The following is an 18,174-nucleotide window of genomic DNA, read 5'->3' on the forward strand; positions in this document are numbered from 1 at the left end:
AAAGTTAGGGGCTAATCTACATCAACCCCTTAAATAATTAGCTTCTTGATATTCAAGAAGCTTTTTTATTTTCTGCATTTTCTGGCTCTAAATCTAATTTTGCCATTAATAATTGATCGCCATCTTCTTCTGGATTGCCCGTGACAAGTAATTTATCGCCATAGAAAATTGAATTTGCACCCGCCATAAAACACATCGCTTGCATTTCTTCACTCATACCACTACGTCCTGCAGAAAGGCGCACATAGCTTTTTGGCATGGTAATACGTGCAACGGCAATCGTGCGCACAAACTCTGTCCAATCTAATTCTTCCGCATCTTCTAACGGCGTACCTTCAACCTTAACGAGTTGATTAATCGGCACTGACTCAGGTTGCGGATCAAGATTTGCAAGGCTCGCGATTAATCCAGCCCGTTCTTTGCGGGTTTCATTCATCCCCACAATGCCACCACAACACACCTTTAATCCAGCTTTGCGCACTTTTCCTAACGTGCTAAGACGATCATCAAAACGTCGCGTACCAATCACTTCTGCGTAATGTTCTGGTGCGGTATCAAGATTATGATTGTAATAATCTAATCCGGCTTCTTTTAAATCTTCCGCCATACCGTCTTGCAATAAACCAAAAGTGCCACAGGTTTCTAAACCAAGCGATTTCACCGCTTTAATAATTTCTGTGACTTTCTCAATATCTTTTGGCTTAGGGCCTCGCCAAGCTGCGCCCATACAAAAGCGCCCTGCACCACGTGCTTTCGCAATTTTTGCTTTCGCGACGATCTCATCAACATCTAATAACTGCTGATTTTGTACCCCCGTGTGATAACGGGCTGATTGAGGACAATAACCACAATCTTCTGGGCATCCTCCCGTTTTGATAGACATTAACGTGGATAACTGAATCGCTCGAGGATTAAAATACTTGCGATGAATTTGCGCAGCGCGATAAACCAATTCCAAAAATGGCGTTTCAAATAACGACTCAACTTTGCAAACAGACCAATATTCAACGCTTGGATGTGGTGTAATAGAGTTAATTTGTAGTTTTTCAGTTAACATATTTTTCCTTTGAAAGTGCGGTGAATAATCACCGCATTTTTGTATCTTATCTTTATTCAGTTTATAGGCTGGTATAGATAGTCATTGAATCGATTCATCAGTTATAAAATCTATATAATTTTACGTCTCTTTTTGCAATTGACTTATCTGACCATTCTCCACCAGCAATACTCGATCTATCGTACCAACTAATTCCGATGGTTGGTGAGTAACAAGTAACAGAGTCAGATGTTTCTCATCACAAAGTTTGGCAATTAAAGCAAGCATTTCTACACGAAGTTTCTGATCTAATGCGGAAAAAGGCTCATCTAATAACAAGATGGGTTTATCTCGCAACAAACAACGTGCCAATGCCACTCGTTGTTTTTGTCCCCCCGAAAGAGAATTCGGTAAACGTTCTAAATAATCGCCCAATCCTACGGAACAAGCGACCTGTCCAATTTTTTCCTGTTCAAGTGCGGTTAATTTTAAAGAAGGTTTTAAACCCAACGCAAGATTTTGCTGTACAGTTAAATGAGGAAATAAATTATTTTCTTGAAATAACATCGAAACTGGTCGTTCATAAGGTGCGCTACGCGTATGATTTTTATCGTTTAACCAAATTTCTCCTTGATGAGGAAATTCAAATCCAGCGATTAAATTCAATAACGTACTTTTTCCCGCCCCGCTTTCGCCAATAATCGCGATACGTTCGCCAGCCTTAACGTTCAAATTAAAGCACATCGGTAAGGTTTTATCGTTCAAAATCACATTATTTAGATAAATCATCGGCATCCCTATATGTATGAATAAAGGCAAACAATATGCCACAAAGCAATAATAAAATCCCTGCAGTGACAGCCGCATCTTGATTACGATAATTCCCTAGCTGCTGATATAACAAATGCGGTAGAGAAGTAAACTCTTGATTGCCGAACAACGCAATAGCCGTAAAATCCCCTAAAGATAGTGCCAAGGCTAAAGCAAAAGCATAGCGCAATGGCGCACGTAAAGTTTGCCACTCAATCAGATAAAAACGTTGCCAACCCACAATTCCCAGACTATTACACAGATTTTCGTAATAACGCATATTGTTATGGAAAGGTGCGCTCAAAATACGTAAAACAAAAGGCATTGCACTTAACGCATTGCAAAATACAACAATGGCAAACAAATCAACATTCGAAAAATCACGCTCTTGTAATAATAAAAATAACCCCATTGCGAGTACTAAAATCGGGATTGCCAAAATCACCATTCCAGCATTAATAATAAATTGCGCAATTTTCTGATAATGCAACCATTCTAAACGGCGTGATAAAAGCAATAAGGCGATTGCCATCATTAATGCAATCAATGCTGATAATGGCGCAATAGAAAGAGAATAGCCTAACGCACGCCAGAGCTGAGAATTATGCCAAACTGTGAGCAAGCTTGGTGAACTCAATGCGCTGATAAGAATGTTCAATACTGGCGAAAAAAGGAAAAATACAAAAACAAGTAAGACAAAAACATGGAAAATTTTGACCGCACTTTTAGGCTTCTCAAACCAAGGATTACTATTGCTCAAGCCATTTTGATTAGAGGGCGAAAAACGTGATGTTAAGCTAAATAAAACCAAGCAAAATACAAATTGCAACATGGCAAAAAGTGCGGCTTTGGTCAGATCAAATTCAAATAAAATCGCTTGGTAGATTGCGGTTTCTAATGTTGTATATTGAGGCCCACCGCCTAGTGTAAGAACAACAGTAAAACTGGTGAAGCAAAGCATAAAAATCAAGCTGAATGTGGGCAAACATTGCTGACGAAAAACGGGCCATTCCACCAATTTAACGAATTGCCAGCCTTGCAAATTGAGTTGCGCAGCAAGCTGACGTTGCTGATAAGGGATACTTTGCAAACTTTGTAAGAAAAGTTGCGCTGCCAGTGGGATATTGAAAAAAAGATGGGCAATTAAAATACCCGAAAGCCCGTAAATATGTCCCTGCCACGGCATTCCAAAAAGGTTAGCAAACTTAGCTAACCAACCGCTTGAACCATAAATACCGATCAAACCAAAAATTGCCACTAAAACAGGTAAAACAAAGGTCAGCGACATTAATTTTAATAGCCACTTTTTTCCTGAGAATGGTTGATAAAACAATGCTCGAGCGAGGAGCAGACCCAAAAAAATAGATAAAATGGTAGAAAGTAAGGCTTGCCCAAAACTGAAAAAAATCAGATGCTGTAGGTAATCATCCGTGAACCAAGTTTTCCATTGTAATTCATCGCCCAATGCAAAGATCGAACTTAAGGCGCTAACATAAAAAAGAGTAATGAAACTAATGACAACAACGCCGCCCACATAATGACGAGGGCGGAGTTGTGGATGATGAAATAACGAAAACATCAAACTATTTTGTTAATGTGGTTTGCCAAGTGCTAATCCAATTTTTTAAGTGTTCCGCATTCACCATTGGATTAATTGGAGTTTGAGTTTTTTGTTCAGCTTTAAGCGCATCAAAGTGCGGTTCAATTTCACCTTGAATGACTGGCAACATGATGTTTGCAGTCACAATATGTTTTTGTGCCGTAGGTGAAATTAAAAATGCCATAAAATCATCCGCGCATTGATTTGGATGGTTGGCGACGCGAGCCGCTAATTCCACTTGAGTGATATGCCCTTCCGCAAAATCTGTCGCTGCATAATTATCTTTTTTCTCAAAAAGTTGGTGATAAAGTGGCGATGTGCTGTAACTTAGCACTAAATCCGCTTCGCCTTTTAAGAATGCACCGTAAGTATCTGACCAGCCTTTACCCATGGTCACCGTATGCTTATCCAACTCTTTCCAAGCAGATTGAATTTTATCTGCAGGATAAATTGCATTCATCCAAACCAATAAACCACGACCCACACTGCTGGTGCGAGGATCTTGATAAATTACACGGATATCTTGACGTTCAACCAATTCTTTCAAACTTTTCGGCGGATTTTGTAATTTAGTTTTATCATACACAAAAGCATAGTTACCAAAATCGAAAGGTAAGAAGGTTTTATTCGTCCATTTTGTTGGTAAATCCAGTTGAGTTAAATCCACTTTATTTGGCGCAAAAATACCTGTTTTTTCAGCTTGTTCTAAAACAAAGTTATCTAAACCTAGCACAATATCCGCTTTTGTTTTCTTTCCTTCCAAACGAACACGGTTGAGCAACACACCACCACTTTCAAAAGGCGTAAAATTAATAGCGCATTGTGGATGGGCTTTTTCAAAATCTTGTTTTACTTTTGGCCCAGCACCCCATTCAGAAGTGAAAGAGTCGTAGCTATATACGTTTACACTTTGCTGTGCTTGAGCTAATGCAGCAGTGGAAAAAAGTGCGGTAGAAATTAAGGTTAATTTAAGAAGTTTCATTATTACATCCTTATTTATATCAAAAGGCAGCAATAATGACGGGAAGGAGATAAGGTTGTATTCCTAGTTTCCTACGTCAGTATTAACTGTTTCAGGTTCACGGGTATGATCTCAGCATATTGCACCCCGACTAGGCTTTTTAGTGTATTAAAATTTATTAGGCTTGCCAACGGATTTTTAAAAAGAAATAAACTCACCTAATTACTGAAAAAATAAAAAAGCCCTGTAAAACAGGGCATCCATAAGCGGTTTTAAAATTAAAAAGTGATTCGATTCGGCTTTCAATGCCTAAATCTGTCTGAGCAATGACTTCAAAACCGAAATCAGCTAACACATCTGCCATTTCTTTTACTTTGCCTTTATTGCCCGTGGCAAGTACAAATCTTTGCTTCGTAATTCTGTTCCTCATATCAAACATTGTCTTATTTTAATATCTCACCAAAAATTTTCGGAATAAGTATTGACCTTAACCTTAGGTTAAGGTTTATGATTCGTGCTCATTCAGTTATCACATAGGAGAAAAACATGAAAAAACTTATGACTTTTATCACACTTAGCGCTGCTGCAGTTTCAATTTGTGCCCAAGCTAATGAACAACCGCATCAAGCACACATGAATATGCCAATGCCGACAGATTCTGCAATGCAACAAGAATTAATGCAAGGTATGAATCAAATGCACCAAAACATGATGGCAGCCATGCAATATAAAGATCCTGATGTTGCTTTTGCAGCAGGTATGTTGCCACACCATATTGGCGCAGTAAAAATGGCGGAAGTTGAATTAAAATACGGAAAAGATCCTGAGATGCGTAAGCTTGCTGAGAATATTATTAACGCACAACAAGCGGAAATTGAACAAATGCAAAAATGGCTTAAAGTGCACAATAAAAAAGCCCTGTAAAACAGGGCATCCATAAGAGGTTTTAAAATTAAAAAGTGATTCGATCGCGGTTTCTTTCAAGCGTTGCTTTACCAATCCCTTGCACTTCTAATAGTTGTTCAGCACTCGTGAAATTACCGTGTTTTTCACGATATTGCACTATCGCTTCTGCTTTTTTTGCACCGATTCCTGTTAAGGCTTTTTGAATTTCACTAACGGTTGCCGTATTGATATTCAATTTATCGCTCACAGTAGCCGGTGCAACTTGAGCCTCAGTTTGAGTAGCCACAACAGGTTGAACAGCCTGCTCTGCAGTTTTTTCCTCCGCAAAAGCCGAAGAGGCAACCAGCGCGCCACACAATACAACTGAAGTAAATAATGTTTTCATTAATTTCATAGAGGTTTCCTTTTAATATAAACATGTTGATGAGCATATCAACAGAGCCATTTTTTATGCTTTCAAGAAAACGCTCAAGATTCTTACCGCACTTCTGCGATTCAGATCGCAAAAATTCTTAATTTGCATGAAAAAACAAAGGGCTTATCATTTACGACAAGCCTCTTAGTATTAATTAACTTCTTTTATTCTTAGCTCTTTTGGTACTTCAAAGAACATATTTTCCTCTAACCCTTGTAGTTCTTCTATGGTATTCGCACCAAACTCTTTTAAGCGGGAAATAATCGATTGGACTAATTCTTCTGGCGCAGACGCGCCGGCTGTAATCCCAATGGTTTTCACATCATTAAACCAATCAGCTTGAATATCGGAAGGATCATCAAGAAGCTGTGATTTAACCCCCATACGAGAAGCCAATTCAGCTAAGCGATTTGAATTTGATGAATTTTTAGAACCCACCACTAATACCAAATCAGATAATTTTGCCAATTCTCGCACCGCTTCTTGACGATTGGTTGTCGCATAACAAATATCGTTTTTGTGTGGACCTTGAATCGCGGGATATTTTTCCTTTAATGCAGCAATGGTTTCTGCCGTATCATCTAGCGACAAAGTGGTTTGCGTCATAAAGGTTAAATCATCATTTTCTTGCATTGGCAAACGCGCAATATCTTCTACTTTTTCAATCAGGAAAATACCGCCATCTTCATTGCTATACTGCCCCATTGTGCCTTCAACTTCAGGATGCCCTTTATGCCCAATCAAAATCGCTTTTGTACCCTTTCGACTTGCACGCGCAACCTGCATATGCACTTTAGTTACCAAAGGACAGGTTGCATCAAATACTTTGAGATTGCGGTCTTTCGCTTCTTGTCGAACGGCTTGAGATACACCATGCGCAGAAAAAATCACGATCGCGCCATCAGGTACTTCGCTTAATTCTTCCACAAAGATCGCACCACGATCACGCAATCCGTTTACAACAAATCGGTTATGCACCACTTCATGACGAACATAAATCGGTGCGCCATGAATTTCTAAGGCTAGTTCAACAATACTAATGGCACGATCTACACCGGCACAAAATCCTCGTGGATTCGCTAAAATTATCTTCATTTCTGACCGCACTTTTCTGCTTGTTTATCTTGTACCTTTTTCTTTTCGCTCTTAAAAGCATCCAATGCTAATAACCCTGCACCAATACAAATAGCAATATCAGCGATATTAAACACTGGATAATGGTAAATATCCCAGTAAAAATCAAAGAAATCCACGACGAAACCATTGTAAGCACGATCCACCATATTCGCTAACGCCCCACCAATAATGAGTGCATAAGCAGAATTTTGGATTTTTTGTTGGGCATTATTTTTTGCTAAAAAATAAACCAACATGCCAGAAATAGCTAATGCTAACAAAATAAAGAAATATTGTTGCCAGCCACTATGATCCGCTAAGAAACTAAATGCCGCGCCATAATTGCGAACATAGGTGAGATTGAAAACAGGCAACACATTAACACTTTCATACAAATCAAATTTTTGCACCACAATATATTTAGTGAGCAAATCAACCACGAAAGCGACCGCACTTAACCATAAAAATGAAAGCCCTGATTTTTTGGACATAATATTTCCCTTCTAAAAAATTCCGCTAATTCTAGCATAAGCTGATAAATGATAAAGCACGATCTCATTTACTGAACGGCTTCTGGTAATTTTGCTGGATCATCAGCCAACTCTTTAACATTCACCACTCTCTTCCAATCAAATACCTTAATTTCCTGTTTTTCAGGACGGAAGAAATCGACGCCTTGTAAATGTTTTTCCTTAATCCCCATCCAATCAGCAAAACCATAAACAAAATTAAATGCAGATTGTGGTGTTTTTATTTTTTCTACCTTTTGGCTATTACTCGAAAACATAACGAAAGGAATTTCATAATCTTGTTTATAAAGATTATTTGGATGCAATGATAAACCTTTAGAATCCTCATAATGAGCAAGCCCATGATCAGAAAAGTAAATCACCGAATAGGGTTCATTTTGCGCCACTAATTGAGAATTTAATTTTTCTAAAAACTGATCGGTATATTTAATCGATTCTAAATAACAAGACATAGATTGATTAATAAAATAATTTTTAACCTCGTATGGAAGACGCTCACAAAAGGCAGGATGTGAGCCCATTAAATGAATCACAATTAATTTTGGATTCGTAATATTTTCTTTTAAGGCTTTATCTAATACAGGCAACATTTCATCGTCATAAACTTTTTTAGAATTGTAACCTAACGGCTTCATAAAAATCGTTTCATCCGCACTTTGACCAATACGAGATGCCATCGTATCAAATTCCCCAATTTTGCCTTGATTAGAAATCCAATAGGTTTTAACACCCGCTTTTTTGGCTAAAGAAATAATATTATCCGTATAAACCGTTTCCCCTTTATCTGCTCGATATAAGGTGCGTTGCAAAGACGGTTGCGTATTTGGTGCTGCAGAATAATAATTTTCAAAAACTGTGCCTTTCACACTTTCTAAAAATGGCGTGGTTTTCAGTGGAAAGCCATATAACGACATATAATCTTTTCTCATGCTTTCACCAATAATCAAAATATAATTTTTATATTTTGGCGTAAAAGATTGAATATCCCATTGAGAAGGCGCGTTGACAGATTGATTTAGAAAATCTCGTTGTTCTAAATACAGATCATTCATACGGTCAAATTCTGAGTAGAAAAGAACCGGATAAAAACGGAATTTATATGCATAGTTCCAATCAGAAAATTGATTGTAAGAAAAAACTAATAATATGCCGATAGCAGCCGTATTTAGCCATTTAAATGCTTGTCGTTTAGCATGAAAACTCAATTTCATTAAAGCAACAAATAGGATGAGATAAGTAGCTTGAAATAAAAATATCCAAAAAGGAATGGTTGTATAATATTCCAAGGTTTCATTAATATTCGTTTCATAAACAGAAGCGATAATACCCAAAGATGGAATACCATAGAAAAAACCAGCAGAGCAATAAAATAGCGCGCTGAGGAATAATACAGTAATTAATATTCGCCCAACCCAAGGGGTAAAATAAAAAGAAATTACCGTGATAACAAATAAAATTGCGTAGTCTGAAACAGGAATATTCTCACTTAATACATTACCTAAGCCCATATTGGTAAAAATGGAGAAAATAACCAATAAGAGATAAAACCACATTGTTTTAGAGCGAATCATTTCTTTCTCTAACATAATCTCTACTTCCTTTTGTACAAAAGTAAAAAAGTGCGGTTAAAATAAACCGCACTTTTCTGTTTTACAACGAATTTAATTATGCAAAATAGCGCACTTCACCATTACCCGCCACATTTTCTACACAACGTGGACAAAGTGTTGGATGTTCTGAATTTACACCAATTTTGTCAGAATAATGCCAGCAACGTGGGCATTTTTCACCGTTAGAACGAGCTACATTCACTGCAATACCTTCTAACTCATCCGAAGCCACATCTGCAGGTTTGTCTGCTAATGCTTTCACTTCTGCTTTTGAGGTGATTAACACGAAACGTAATTCATTGCCTAATTGTTCTAACAATGCACGATATTCGTCATTCGCATAAACGGTCACTTCTGCTTCTAAACCACCACCGATCACTTTATCGTTACGCGCAATTTCTAATACGCGGTTCACTTCTGAACGAACTTTAATCAGCTGTTGCCAGTAAGCATCATCTAATTTTTCATTCTCGCCTAAACCAAATAAGCCTTGATAGAATTCTTCAGTAAATACGAATTCTGCACGACCACTTTCGGTTTGTGGCAAGTGTTGCCAAATTTCATCGGCAGTGAAAGATAAAATCGGCGCCATCCAACGAACTAATGCTTCAGCAATATGCCATAACGCAGTTTGACAACTACGACGAGCAAGGCTGTCTGCTTTTGTTGTATATTGACGATCTTTGATAATATCTAAATAGAATGAGCCCATTTCTACCGAACAGAAACGCATTAAACGTTGTACCACAGTGTGGAATTGGTAATTATCATAGGCATCTTTAATTTCATTTTGTGCATCTAATGCACAAGCTACCGCCCAACGATCTAGACTAATCATTTCTTCTGGTTTGACTAAATCACGTTTTGGATCAAAACCATTCAAGTTTGCTAATAAGAAACGCGCGGTATTACGAATACGACGATAGCTGTCAGCCGCACGTTTTAAGATCTCATCAGAAACAGTCATTTCACCAGTGTAATCTGTTGAAGCAACCCATAAACGTAAAATATCACCACCGAATTTATCCATGACTTCTTGTGGGGTCACGATGTTACCGATAGATTTTGACATCTTACGGCCTTGACCATCCACGGTAAAACCATGAGTTAATACTTGTTTGTATGGTGCTTTGCTGTCTGTTGCGGTAGAAAGCATTAAAGAAGACATAAACCAGCCACGGTGTTGGTCAGAACCTTCTAAATACATATCGATATCTTGACCGTTAAATTCTAGACGATTCGCGACAACAGAGGAATAGGTTGATCCTGAGTCAAACCATACGTCAAGGGTATCCGGCACTTTTCGATAGGTTTCAGCATCCGCCCCTAATAATTCTTTTTCGTCTAAATCCCACCATGCTTGAATGCCAGCTTTTTCTACACGTTTTGCTACTTCTTCAAGTAACTCTAAGGTACGCGGATGAAGTTCTTCGGTTTCTTTATGCACGAATAACGTCATCGGCACGCCCCAAGTACGTTGACGGGAAATACACCAGTCTGGGCGGTTTTCAACCATTTTTTCGATACGTGCTTGACCCCAATCTGGAATCCAGCGAACTTGTTTGATTTCGCCTAATGCTTGTTGGCGTAAACCTTGTGTTTCCATGCCGATAAACCATTGTGGTGTCGCTCGGAAAATAATCGGGGTTTTATGACGCCAGCAGTGTGGGTAGCTGTGTTTGATTTTCTCAACTTTTAATAAGTTGCCCACTTCTTGTAATTTTTCAACAACCAATGGATTGGCTTCAAATACGCCTTTGCCTGCAAAGAATTCAGTCGTTGAAATAAATTTACCATCATTAGATACAAGACCCGCCATCGGTAAATCATATTGTTTACCCACAACAAAGTCGTCTAAACCATGATCTGGTGCAGTGTGTACTAAACCTGTACCGCCATCGGTAGTCACGTGATCGCCTAAAATTACCGGCACGGTGAAATCATAGAACGGATGGTTAAAGCGTACTAACTCAAGTGCTTGACCTTTTACTGAACCTAAAACTTCAACTTGTTCTACGCCCACGGCTTTCGCCACAGACTCCACTAATTCAGCAGCTAAAATCACACGCTCATCGCCAAGTTGTACCAAGTTGTATTCTAAGTCTGCATTTACCGCAATCGCACGGTTAGATGGCATTGTCCAAGGTGTGGTAGTCCAAATGACTGCAGATAATTTGCCATGGCCTTTGCCTACTGCGTTAAATTTCTCTTCAATTTCAACCGCACTTACTGCAGGAAAACGCACATAGATAGATGGAGAAACTTTGTCTTCATATTCCACCTCTGCTTCTGCTAAAGAAGAGCCACAATCCAAACACCAGTGCACTGGTTTTGAACCTTTATATAAATGGCCGTTTTCAATCACTTTACCTAAAGTGCGGATAATATTCGCTTCGGTATCGAAATTCATCGTGAGATATGGATTATCCCAATCGCCCAACACACCTAAACGGATAAAGTCTTTTTTCTGCCCTTCAACTTGTTCCGCGGCATATTCACGACATTTTTGACGGAATTCAGCCGCCGTAATTTTCTCGTTTGGTTTGCCTACTAAACCTTCTACCTTTAATTCAATTGGTAAACCATGACAGTCCCAACCTGGGATATAAGGCGAATCAAAACCTAATGCCGTTTTGGATTTAATAATAATATCTTTCAGAATTTTGTTTACCGCATGACCAATATGAATGTTACCGTTCGCATACGGAGGACCATCATGCAGAATAAAAGATTTTTTGCCTTTGCTCGCTTCACGAATTTTTTGGTAAAGATTTTTCTCGTACCAATTTTTCAACATATCAGGTTCGCGCTTGGCTAAATCACCGCGCATTGGAAAACTGGTTTCCGGTAGGTTAAGAGTGTTTTTGTAATCGACTGTCATTTTATTTTCCAATTTTTAAATTAAATTTAAGCAACTTTTTGTGGTTTATGTGTGACATCTCCACGTCCCGCAAGTAAACCATCGATAGAGATATCTTCATCAAGACAATCCCAATGAATGCCTCTACGACTCAACTCATAGTTTTCTAATTCACTTTGGGTAGCATGTAATAATTTAGGAAACCACACTAAAGGCACACCTAAAATACGCGCATCATTTAACTCCACCCACATAGTGTTTTCATCAAAGCGAATGCTTTTAGCTGAAATAGTCATACCACGCCTCCGTGAATTGCATTCTATGTGTTTCAACAATAACAAAAATTTCTTTTAATTCTTTTGAATTAAATCCATCGTTTCTTGCTAAAGAAATATCGGGTTCCAACCAAAATTTTGCTTCCGACTCCGCATTGCGCACATGAATATGCGCAGGTTCAAGAGGATTTCCTTCATTAGAGTAAAAGAAAAAACATAGCCTTTAAAACGTAAAATAACTGGCATATCTACCCTTTAAAAAAGCCTTTTGCTGTGTTTACATCCCGTTCAATTTGAGTTTTTAAAGCGTCAAAAGACGGAAATTTAATCTCGTTTCTAATCTTGTGGCAGAATTCGACTTCCACCATTTGGCCATAAATATTCTGAGAAAAATCAAATAAATGAACTTCTAATAATTGCATTAACCCATTTATAGTTGGGCGTTTTCCCATGTTGGCGACGCCGTTAAAAATCTCGCCCGATTTTAACCGCACTTTCACCGTATAAACCCCTTTTACTGGGTTCACTTGGCGATGTAAGCGAACATTCGCGGTAGGAAAACCAATGGTTCGCCCTAATTTATTGCCATGTATCACTCGTCCAAAAATACGATAAGGCTTGCCGAGTAAATTTTCTGCAAGTTGTAAGTCATCATTCGCTAACGCTTCGCGAATTGCAGTGCTACTAATTCGCTGTTCATCTAGACAAAAGCTACGGTTATCTTCAACAATAAAACCGAAACGTTTACCTGCTGCTTGCAACATTGCAAAATTGCCTTGGCGTTTTGAACCAAACTTGAAATCATCACCAATACTTAAAAATTTCACATGTAGATGATTAACAAGCGTTTGTTCAATAAAAACATCAGCTGGTTGTTCGGCAAAAGTGCGGTCAAATTTCGCCACAATTACGATATCAACCTTAGCCTTTTCTAGATAATAAATTTTGTCACGCAAACGCATTAAGCGCGCTGGTGCCTTTTCCCCCATAAAATATTCACGCGGCTGTGATTCAAATAACAATACTGCCATGGGTAAATTTAATTCGTCAGCTTTTTGGCGCAAATGTCGAAGGACTGCTTGATGCCCTAAATGCACACCATCAAAGTTGCCGATCGTTAGCGCACAACCTTGTAAAACACGATTTGCATTATGAAGCCCACGAATTAATTGCATGTCCTTATCCATGAAAATAAGAGAATTTCGGCATTATAGCGAGAAGTTAGTTTTTTGTCAGCAAATGGTGCTTTCGAACGCCTAATAAAATCAACGTTGCGCCATAAACTATTGCGGCTAATACAATCAACCAAATAAGCCAATAAACACGCATGAAGAAATCCATTTTCGCCCATTGGTTGATTTCAGGCACGTAATACCAAACTGCTGCACCCATTGCGATTGCTGCCAATAAAACTTTGACAAAAAAGACCGCACTTTTACGTGAGAAATGATAGACATCCGCTTTGGCTAAGCCGCGATAGAGCAAATAGGCGTTAAGAGTTGCCGACATCGCTGAAGCAATGGCTAAACCCACATAACTGAAAGGAATTGCCAATAGGTTAAAACCCATATTACTCACCATGGCAATAATGCCAATTTTTACTGGCGTTTTGGTATCTTGGCGGGCGTAATAGCCATTGGCGAGGATTTTAATCAACATAAAGCTAAGCAAACCCGCGTTAAAGGCCCATAAAGAATAAGAGGCGGCATGAACATCATTTAGCATGAAATTTCCACGCATAAAGAGCGTAAGTAACATCGGTTGAGCCAATACAGCAATACCAATGGTAGCAGGAACGCCAAGTAATAAAATCATTCGCACACCCCAATCCATTGTATTACGAAAATCCACCGCACTTTTATCTGAATCGCCTTCACGATTAACGTGGTGGCGAGCAAGCGTTGGCAAAATTACGGTAGAAATCGCAATGCCAAATAAACCAAGAGGAAATTCAAGTAAGCGGTCGGAGTAATACAACCAGCTAATTGAGCCCGTCATTAAAAAGCTCGCAATCACTGTATCCAGCAAAAGATTAATTTGACTTACCGATACACCAAATAACGCAGGGATCATTAATTTACGAATTTTGGTTACGCCTTCATCCCGCCAAGCCCATTTGGGTTTCACCAGTAAACCGGCTTGTTTCATAAATGGAATTTGGAATAAGAACTGTAATAATCCGCCTAGAAAAATCCCGATAGCCAACGCAAGATCTGGATTGTCCATTTGTGGTGCAAGGAAAAGTGCGGTGGCAATCATCGCGATATTTAATAACACTGGTGAAAAGGACATCACGCCGAATTTTCCAATCGTGTTAAGCACTGCCCCAGAAAGCGCAACAAAAGTGACAAACCATAAATAAGGAAAAGTTATTTTAAGAAGAAGAGAGGCTTGTTCAAATTTATGTGCATCAGGGCCATCATTCATCCAATCCGTGAACCAGCCCATCCCAAATAAAGCGGCAACGACAGGCGATCCAACCATTGCTAGGATCGTAACAATGCTGACCAATCCCCCAAGGGTACCAGAAACTTTTCCAATAAATTCACGGGTTTTATTAATATCACCAGATTTTTGATATTCTGCGAGAACAGGTACAAAAGCCTGTGAAAAAGCCCCTTCAGCAAATAAACGGCGAAGAAAATTTGGGATACGATTAGCAAATAAAAAAACATCCGCCGCAGCGCCTGCCCCAATGAAATGAGCGATAACCACATCGCGCACAAGGCCTAACACTCTAGATAATAAAGTCATAGAACTAACAACAATGCTAGATTTTAAAAGTCGTTTACTCAAAATATTCTTCTCTACCCTAAAATTTTTGCCTAATTGTATAGAAATTTTGTTTTTACGCTATATTCCGTGAAAAAAAACTGATAAAATCCGCCGCACATCGTTTGTGTGAGCCCATATTGAAAGAGCTTGTAAAAATAACGATACTTACTTTCGGTTGTGTCTCACCGAAATCAACACAAATTTTCCATTGACAAAAGTATAAAAAATCGGCATATTGACGCCCTTTATTTTGTCTATCAATCAACAGAAATTTTAGGAGTTTGACCTTGGCTAATATCAAGTCAGCAAAAAAACGCGCGGTTCAATCTGAAAAACGCCGCCAACACAACGCAAGCCAACGCTCTATGATGCGTACTTACATCAAAAAAGTATATGCTCAAGTAGCAGCAGGTGAAAAAGCAGCAGCTGAAGCAGCATTCGTTGAAATGCAAAAAGTTGTTGACCGTATGGCTTCTAAAGGCTTAATCCACGCTAACAAAGCAGCAAACCACAAATCTAAATTAGCTGCACAAATCAAAAAATTAGCGTAATTTTTAGCTATAAAGAATCAAAAATAAAACCGCACTTTAAAGTGCGGTTTTTTATTTCATCGAATTTTAGACTAAAGCAACAACATCGATCCCCATTTGATAATATCAAAGAAGAATTTATTTTCATTCGTCGCGATACCATCAGGATTTTTCGGTGTGCCATCTTCATTTTTCTGCACTTCCACCATGCCATTTTTATATTGACCTTTCACGACAGCCAAATCATCGCGCGCTTCATTACGTAATTTTAAACACGCCTGTTCAGTTAAAGGCTCAACATTACCTACTTCAGTGCGGAATTTTTTAAACTGATAGCTTGCGTAATTCATCGATTTTTCATCACCTTGAATAATCTTCACATATTGCTCGCCAATAATTTTTTCCAATGGATAGAAAAAGACATATTGTGAGTGAATATAGCTATCTTCCTTCGAAAAATGCTGTTGCAAAATTCGGGTTAAATTAGGGTAAACGCATTGTTCTGCTTGCTTACTTGCAATCGCCCATTGTTTTGCATCTTGATCGGAAAGTTGGTAATCCGCCCCTGCAAATTCACCTGGGATTGCGGATTGAGAGCTACCAAACATTGAGCAGCCAGACAGCAATGCTGCCACACCTAAGGTTGCAATTAATTTCACATTTGATCCTTATAAAAGTGAGAATGCGCAAAATTCTAGCAATATCTTCACAACAGATAAAGCAGCAAATGAATTTAGTTTTCCTGATCCGAAAAACTTCCGCTATAATGACCGCACTTTTTTACGTTAATTAAAAGGAATTCTCATGCAAAATCCAAAAGATGATGTGTTATATGCGCCTGTTGAATGGGTTGATCACAGTGAAGGCTATAGCGATATTCGCTATCATAAATCCACTGATGGTATTGCTAAAATCACGATTAACCGCCCAGAAGTTCGTAATGCATTCCGCCCACAAACAGTGAAAGAAATGATCACTGCATTTTCTGATGCACGCTTCGATGAAAACATTGGTGTCATTGTATTAACCGGCGAAGGCGAAAAAGCATTCTGTTCTGGTGGTGACCAAAAAGTGCGTGGCGATTACGGTGGTTACAAAGATGACAGCGGCGTACATCACTTAAATGTATTAGATTTCCAACGCGATATTCGTTCTTGTCCAAAACCAGTTGTAGCAATGGTAGCAGGTTATGCAATTGGTGGCGGCCATGTATTACATATGCTTTGTGACTTAACGATTGCTGCTGAAAATGCCATTTTCGGGCAAACTGGGCCAAAAGTCGGTTCATTCGATGGAGGTTGGGGCGCAAGCTATATGGCTCGTTTAGTGGGTCAGAAAAAAGCGCGTGAAATTTGGTTCTTATGCCGTCAATATAATGCACAAGAAGCATTAGACATGGGCTTAGTCAATACTGTTGTGCCTTACGCTGATCTTGAAAAAGAAACCGTACGCTGGTGTCGTGAAATGTTACGCAATAGCCCAATTGCGATTCGTTGTTTGAAAGCGGCATTAAATGCGGATTGTGATGGCCAAGCAGGTCTTCAAGAATTAGCGGGTAACGCAACAATGTTGTTCTACATGACTGAAGAAGGTCAAGAAGGTCGCAATGCGTTTAACGAAAAACGCGCCCCAGACTTCAGCAAATTCAGACGTAACCCTTAATTTATCGTTCTAAAGTGCGGTTAAAAATCTTCGTGAATTTTGACCGCACTTTTGTATTGGGAGCTAGCATGGCTGAAAAATCATTTAATCTTTACCGTTATTCCATCCCCGTTGATAGCCAACTTATTCTGCGTGATCGTTTTTTAAAACGCCGTGAAGGCTTAATCGTAAGAGTGAGTTGCAGCCGAGATGGTTGGGGAGAAATCGCCCCGCTACCTGGTTTTAGCGAAGAAACCTTAGACCAAGCTCAAGAACAAACAATTGAATGGCTAACGACATGGTGCAATGCAAGCTGTGACGCACCTCGCGTACCATTAGATGGCACCTATCCCTCCGTTGCTTTTGGTATCAGTTGCGCAATGGATGAAATGAAAGGTTATTTACAAGCTGAAGGCAATTATCATACGGCACCACTTTGTTATGGCGATCCAGATGAACTGTACGCCAAACTTGCGAGCATGAAAGGCGAAAAAGTGGCAAAGATGAAAGTGGGCATATACGAAGCCAATCGCGATGGATTAATTGCCGATATGTTTTTAGAAGCGATTCCCGATTTACAATTACGACTAGATGCAAACCGCCATTGGTCGTTAGAAAAAGCGTTGCAATTTGCCGCTAAAGTCAAACCGCAACATAGAAAACGTATTCAATTTTTAGAAGAACCTTGTAAAACACAAGAACTCAGCCGTGAATTTGCAGCTCAAACCGACATTGCTATTGCATGGGATGAATCCGTGCGAGAGCCTAATTTTTGCTTGGAAAAAGAACCGCACTTATCGGCTGTCGTAATCAAACCCACTTTAATTGGTTCAATTCAACGTTGTGCTGAGCTCATTAACCAAGCACATTCGTTAGGTCTAAAAGCGGTTATTAGTTCAAGTATCGAAAGCAGTTTAGGGCTCTCTCAGCTTGCGCGAATTGCACAACAATACACCCCGAATGTAACTCCAGGTTTAGACACATTAGATTTGATGGAATATCAAGTGCTACGCGCTTGGCCTGGTTCTGATTTACCTATTGTGGATTTAGAATCTGAATTTATCACTAAAATTATCTGATTCGACCACCAAAAATCGAAAAACCAGTAT

The 18,174-nt window shown here is 39.0% G+C and carries 19 protein-coding genes and 1 riboswitch; of the genes, 4 read left to right on the forward strand and 15 right to left on the reverse strand.

The genetic code is table 11. The features are described from left to right. Positions 1–52: 52 nt before the first annotated feature. The 5 genes from bioB to DV424_RS06915 form a co-directional block, all read right to left on the reverse strand. Positions 53–1,057, reverse strand: coding sequence for a biotin synthase BioB (gene bioB, locus DV424_RS06895; RefSeq protein WP_118859533.1), 1,005 nt, complete (start codon positions 1,055–1,057; stop codon positions 53–55). Between the two features lie 120 nt (positions 1,058–1,177). Beyond that, on the reverse strand, positions 1,178–1,825 hold the full coding sequence (thiQ, locus tag DV424_RS06900) for a thiamine ABC transporter ATP-binding protein (RefSeq protein ID WP_118859534.1): 648 nt from the start codon (positions 1,823–1,825) through the stop codon (positions 1,178–1,180). Then, entirely contained in the window at positions 1,809–3,425 is a 1,617-nt protein-coding gene (gene thiP, locus DV424_RS06905) for a thiamine/thiamine pyrophosphate ABC transporter permease (RefSeq protein WP_118859535.1), read from the reverse strand. Before thiP ends, thiQ begins: the two co-directional genes overlap by 17 nt. Positions 3,426–3,429: 4 nt before the next feature. Beyond that, the gene (gene thiB, locus DV424_RS06910) at positions 3,430–4,428 is read right to left on the reverse strand and encodes a thiamine ABC transporter substrate binding subunit (protein ID WP_118859536.1); all 999 of its coding nucleotides are present in this window, start codon (positions 4,426–4,428) and stop codon (positions 3,430–3,432) included. A gap of 51 nt (positions 4,429–4,479) precedes the next feature. Continuing rightward, positions 4,480–4,567: riboswitch (TPP riboswitch) on the reverse strand. A 54-nt stretch (positions 4,568–4,621) separates the two neighbouring features. Continuing rightward, positions 4,622–4,846, reverse strand: coding sequence for a hypothetical protein (locus tag DV424_RS06915; RefSeq protein WP_118859537.1), 225 nt, complete (start codon positions 4,844–4,846; stop codon positions 4,622–4,624). A gap of 107 nt (positions 4,847–4,953) precedes the next feature. On the opposite strand from DV424_RS06915, the gene copM reads away from it, so the two are divergent. After that, positions 4,954–5,331: a CopM family metallochaperone gene (gene copM, locus DV424_RS06920; RefSeq protein WP_053465274.1), complete on the forward strand. Its 378-nt coding sequence runs from the start codon at positions 4,954–4,956 to the stop codon at positions 5,329–5,331. A 28-nt stretch (positions 5,332–5,359) separates the two neighbouring features. Here copM and DV424_RS06925 read toward each other — a convergent pair whose 3' ends face one another. The 9 genes from DV424_RS06925 to murJ all read right to left on the reverse strand — a co-directional run bounded on the left by DV424_RS06925 (position 5,360) and on the right by murJ (position 14,915). Next, positions 5,360–5,707, reverse strand: a complete 348-nt coding sequence (locus DV424_RS06925) for a ComEA family DNA-binding protein (RefSeq protein WP_065250343.1) — start codon at positions 5,705–5,707, stop codon at positions 5,360–5,362. A 171-nt stretch (positions 5,708–5,878) separates the two neighbouring features. Further along, the gene (gene ispH / locus DV424_RS06930; protein WP_005634483.1) at positions 5,879–6,823 is read right to left on the reverse strand and encodes a 4-hydroxy-3-methylbut-2-enyl diphosphate reductase; all 945 of its coding nucleotides are present in this window, start codon (positions 6,821–6,823) and stop codon (positions 5,879–5,881) included. Beyond that, positions 6,820–7,335, reverse strand: coding sequence for a signal peptidase II (lspA, locus tag DV424_RS06935; protein WP_005639176.1), 516 nt, complete (start codon positions 7,333–7,335; stop codon positions 6,820–6,822). Before lspA ends, ispH begins: the two co-directional genes overlap by 4 nt. A gap of 68 nt (positions 7,336–7,403) precedes the next feature. Then, positions 7,404–8,960 carry a phosphoethanolamine transferase gene (locus DV424_RS06940; protein WP_192880663.1) on the reverse strand — a complete coding sequence of 519 codons (1,557 nt, stop codon included), beginning with the start codon at positions 8,958–8,960 and terminating at the stop codon, positions 7,404–7,406. Positions 8,961–9,039: 79 nt separating this feature from the next. Beyond that, positions 9,040–11,865, reverse strand: coding sequence for an isoleucine--tRNA ligase (ileS, locus tag DV424_RS06945; protein ID WP_118859539.1), 2,826 nt, complete (start codon positions 11,863–11,865; stop codon positions 9,040–9,042). 26 nt (positions 11,866–11,891) lie between these two features. Continuing rightward, positions 11,892–12,140 carry a DUF2442 domain-containing protein gene (locus tag DV424_RS06950; protein ID WP_005639170.1) on the reverse strand — a complete coding sequence of 83 codons (249 nt, stop codon included), beginning with the start codon at positions 12,138–12,140 and terminating at the stop codon, positions 11,892–11,894. After that, positions 12,124–12,282, reverse strand: coding sequence for a DUF4160 domain-containing protein (locus DV424_RS06955; RefSeq protein ID WP_239989742.1), 159 nt, complete (start codon positions 12,280–12,282; stop codon positions 12,124–12,126). The genes DV424_RS06950 and DV424_RS06955 overlap by 17 nt, the downstream gene beginning before the upstream one ends. Before the next feature lie 85 nt (positions 12,283–12,367). Continuing rightward, positions 12,368–13,294: a bifunctional riboflavin kinase/FAD synthetase gene (gene ribF / locus DV424_RS06960; protein WP_192880664.1), complete on the reverse strand. Its 927-nt coding sequence runs from the start codon at positions 13,292–13,294 to the stop codon at positions 12,368–12,370. A gap of 46 nt (positions 13,295–13,340) precedes the next feature. Continuing rightward, positions 13,341–14,915 (reverse strand): murein biosynthesis integral membrane protein MurJ, encoded by a 1,575-nt coding sequence (gene murJ, locus DV424_RS06965; RefSeq protein WP_118859541.1) that lies wholly within the window; start codon positions 14,913–14,915, stop codon positions 13,341–13,343. Between the two features lie 266 nt (positions 14,916–15,181). On the opposite strand from murJ, the gene rpsT reads away from it, so the two are divergent. Beyond that, complete coding sequence (gene rpsT, locus DV424_RS06975; RefSeq protein WP_005548279.1) at positions 15,182–15,445, forward strand: 30S ribosomal protein S20; 264 nt, start codon at positions 15,182–15,184, stop codon at positions 15,443–15,445. A 71-nt stretch (positions 15,446–15,516) separates the two neighbouring features. Here rpsT and DV424_RS06980 read toward each other — a convergent pair whose 3' ends face one another. Beyond that, on the reverse strand, positions 15,517–16,083 hold the full coding sequence (locus DV424_RS06980; protein ID WP_114892411.1) for a DUF5358 domain-containing protein: 567 nt from the start codon (positions 16,081–16,083) through the stop codon (positions 15,517–15,519). A 145-nt stretch (positions 16,084–16,228) separates the two neighbouring features. Here DV424_RS06980 and menB point away from each other — a divergent pair, with 145 nt between their 5' ends. Continuing rightward, positions 16,229–17,086, forward strand: a complete 858-nt coding sequence (menB, locus tag DV424_RS06990; RefSeq protein ID WP_005630980.1) for a 1,4-dihydroxy-2-naphthoyl-CoA synthase — start codon at positions 16,229–16,231, stop codon at positions 17,084–17,086. Between the two features lie 68 nt (positions 17,087–17,154). Beyond that, on the forward strand, positions 17,155–18,144 hold the full coding sequence (gene menC / locus DV424_RS06995) for an o-succinylbenzoate synthase (RefSeq protein WP_192880665.1): 990 nt from the start codon (positions 17,155–17,157) through the stop codon (positions 18,142–18,144). Positions 18,145–18,174: the final 30 nt, after the last annotated feature.

This window comes from Haemophilus haemolyticus (genome assembly GCF_003493605.1).
GTDB classification, from domain to species: domain Bacteria; phylum Pseudomonadota; class Gammaproteobacteria; order Enterobacterales; family Pasteurellaceae; genus Haemophilus; species Haemophilus haemolyticus_J.

Bases quoted from the DNA above. Each gene is read 5' to 3' on its own strand.
- bioB (WP_118859533.1), bottom strand. From the start codon at position 1,057: ATGTTAACTGAAAAACTACAAATTAACTCTATTACACCACATCCAAGC.
- thiQ (WP_118859534.1), bottom strand. From the start codon at position 1,825: ATGATTTATCTAAATAATGTGATTTTGAACGATAAAACCTTACCGATG.
- thiP (WP_118859535.1), bottom strand. From the start codon at position 3,425: ATGTTTTCGTTATTTCATCATCCACAACTCCGCCCTCGTCATTATGTG.
- thiB (WP_118859536.1), bottom strand. From the start codon at position 4,428: ATGAAACTTCTTAAATTAACCTTAATTTCTACCGCACTTTTTTCCACT.
- DV424_RS06915 (WP_118859537.1), bottom strand. From the start codon at position 4,846: ATGTTTGATATGAGGAACAGAATTACGAAGCAAAGATTTGTACTTGCC.
- copM (WP_053465274.1), top strand. From the start codon at position 4,954: ATGAAAAAACTTATGACTTTTATCACACTTAGCGCTGCTGCAGTTTCA.
- DV424_RS06925 (WP_065250343.1), bottom strand. From the start codon at position 5,707: ATGAAATTAATGAAAACATTATTTACTTCAGTTGTATTGTGTGGCGCG.
- ispH (WP_005634483.1), bottom strand. From the start codon at position 6,823: ATGAAGATAATTTTAGCGAATCCACGAGGATTTTGTGCCGGTGTAGAT.
- lspA (WP_005639176.1), bottom strand. From the start codon at position 7,335: ATGTCCAAAAAATCAGGGCTTTCATTTTTATGGTTAAGTGCGGTCGCT.
- DV424_RS06940 (WP_192880663.1), bottom strand. From the start codon at position 8,960: ATGTTAGAGAAAGAAATGATTCGCTCTAAAACAATGTGGTTTTATCTC.
- ileS (WP_118859539.1), bottom strand. From the start codon at position 11,865: ATGACAGTCGATTACAAAAACACTCTTAACCTACCGGAAACCAGTTTT.
- DV424_RS06950 (WP_005639170.1), bottom strand. From the start codon at position 12,140: ATGACTATTTCAGCTAAAAGCATTCGCTTTGATGAAAACACTATGTGG.
- ribF (WP_192880664.1), bottom strand. From the start codon at position 13,294: ATGCAATTAATTCGTGGGCTTCATAATGCAAATCGTGTTTTACAAGGT.
- menB (WP_005630980.1), top strand. From the start codon at position 16,229: ATGCAAAATCCAAAAGATGATGTGTTATATGCGCCTGTTGAATGGGTT.
- menC (WP_192880665.1), top strand. From the start codon at position 17,155: ATGGCTGAAAAATCATTTAATCTTTACCGTTATTCCATCCCCGTTGAT.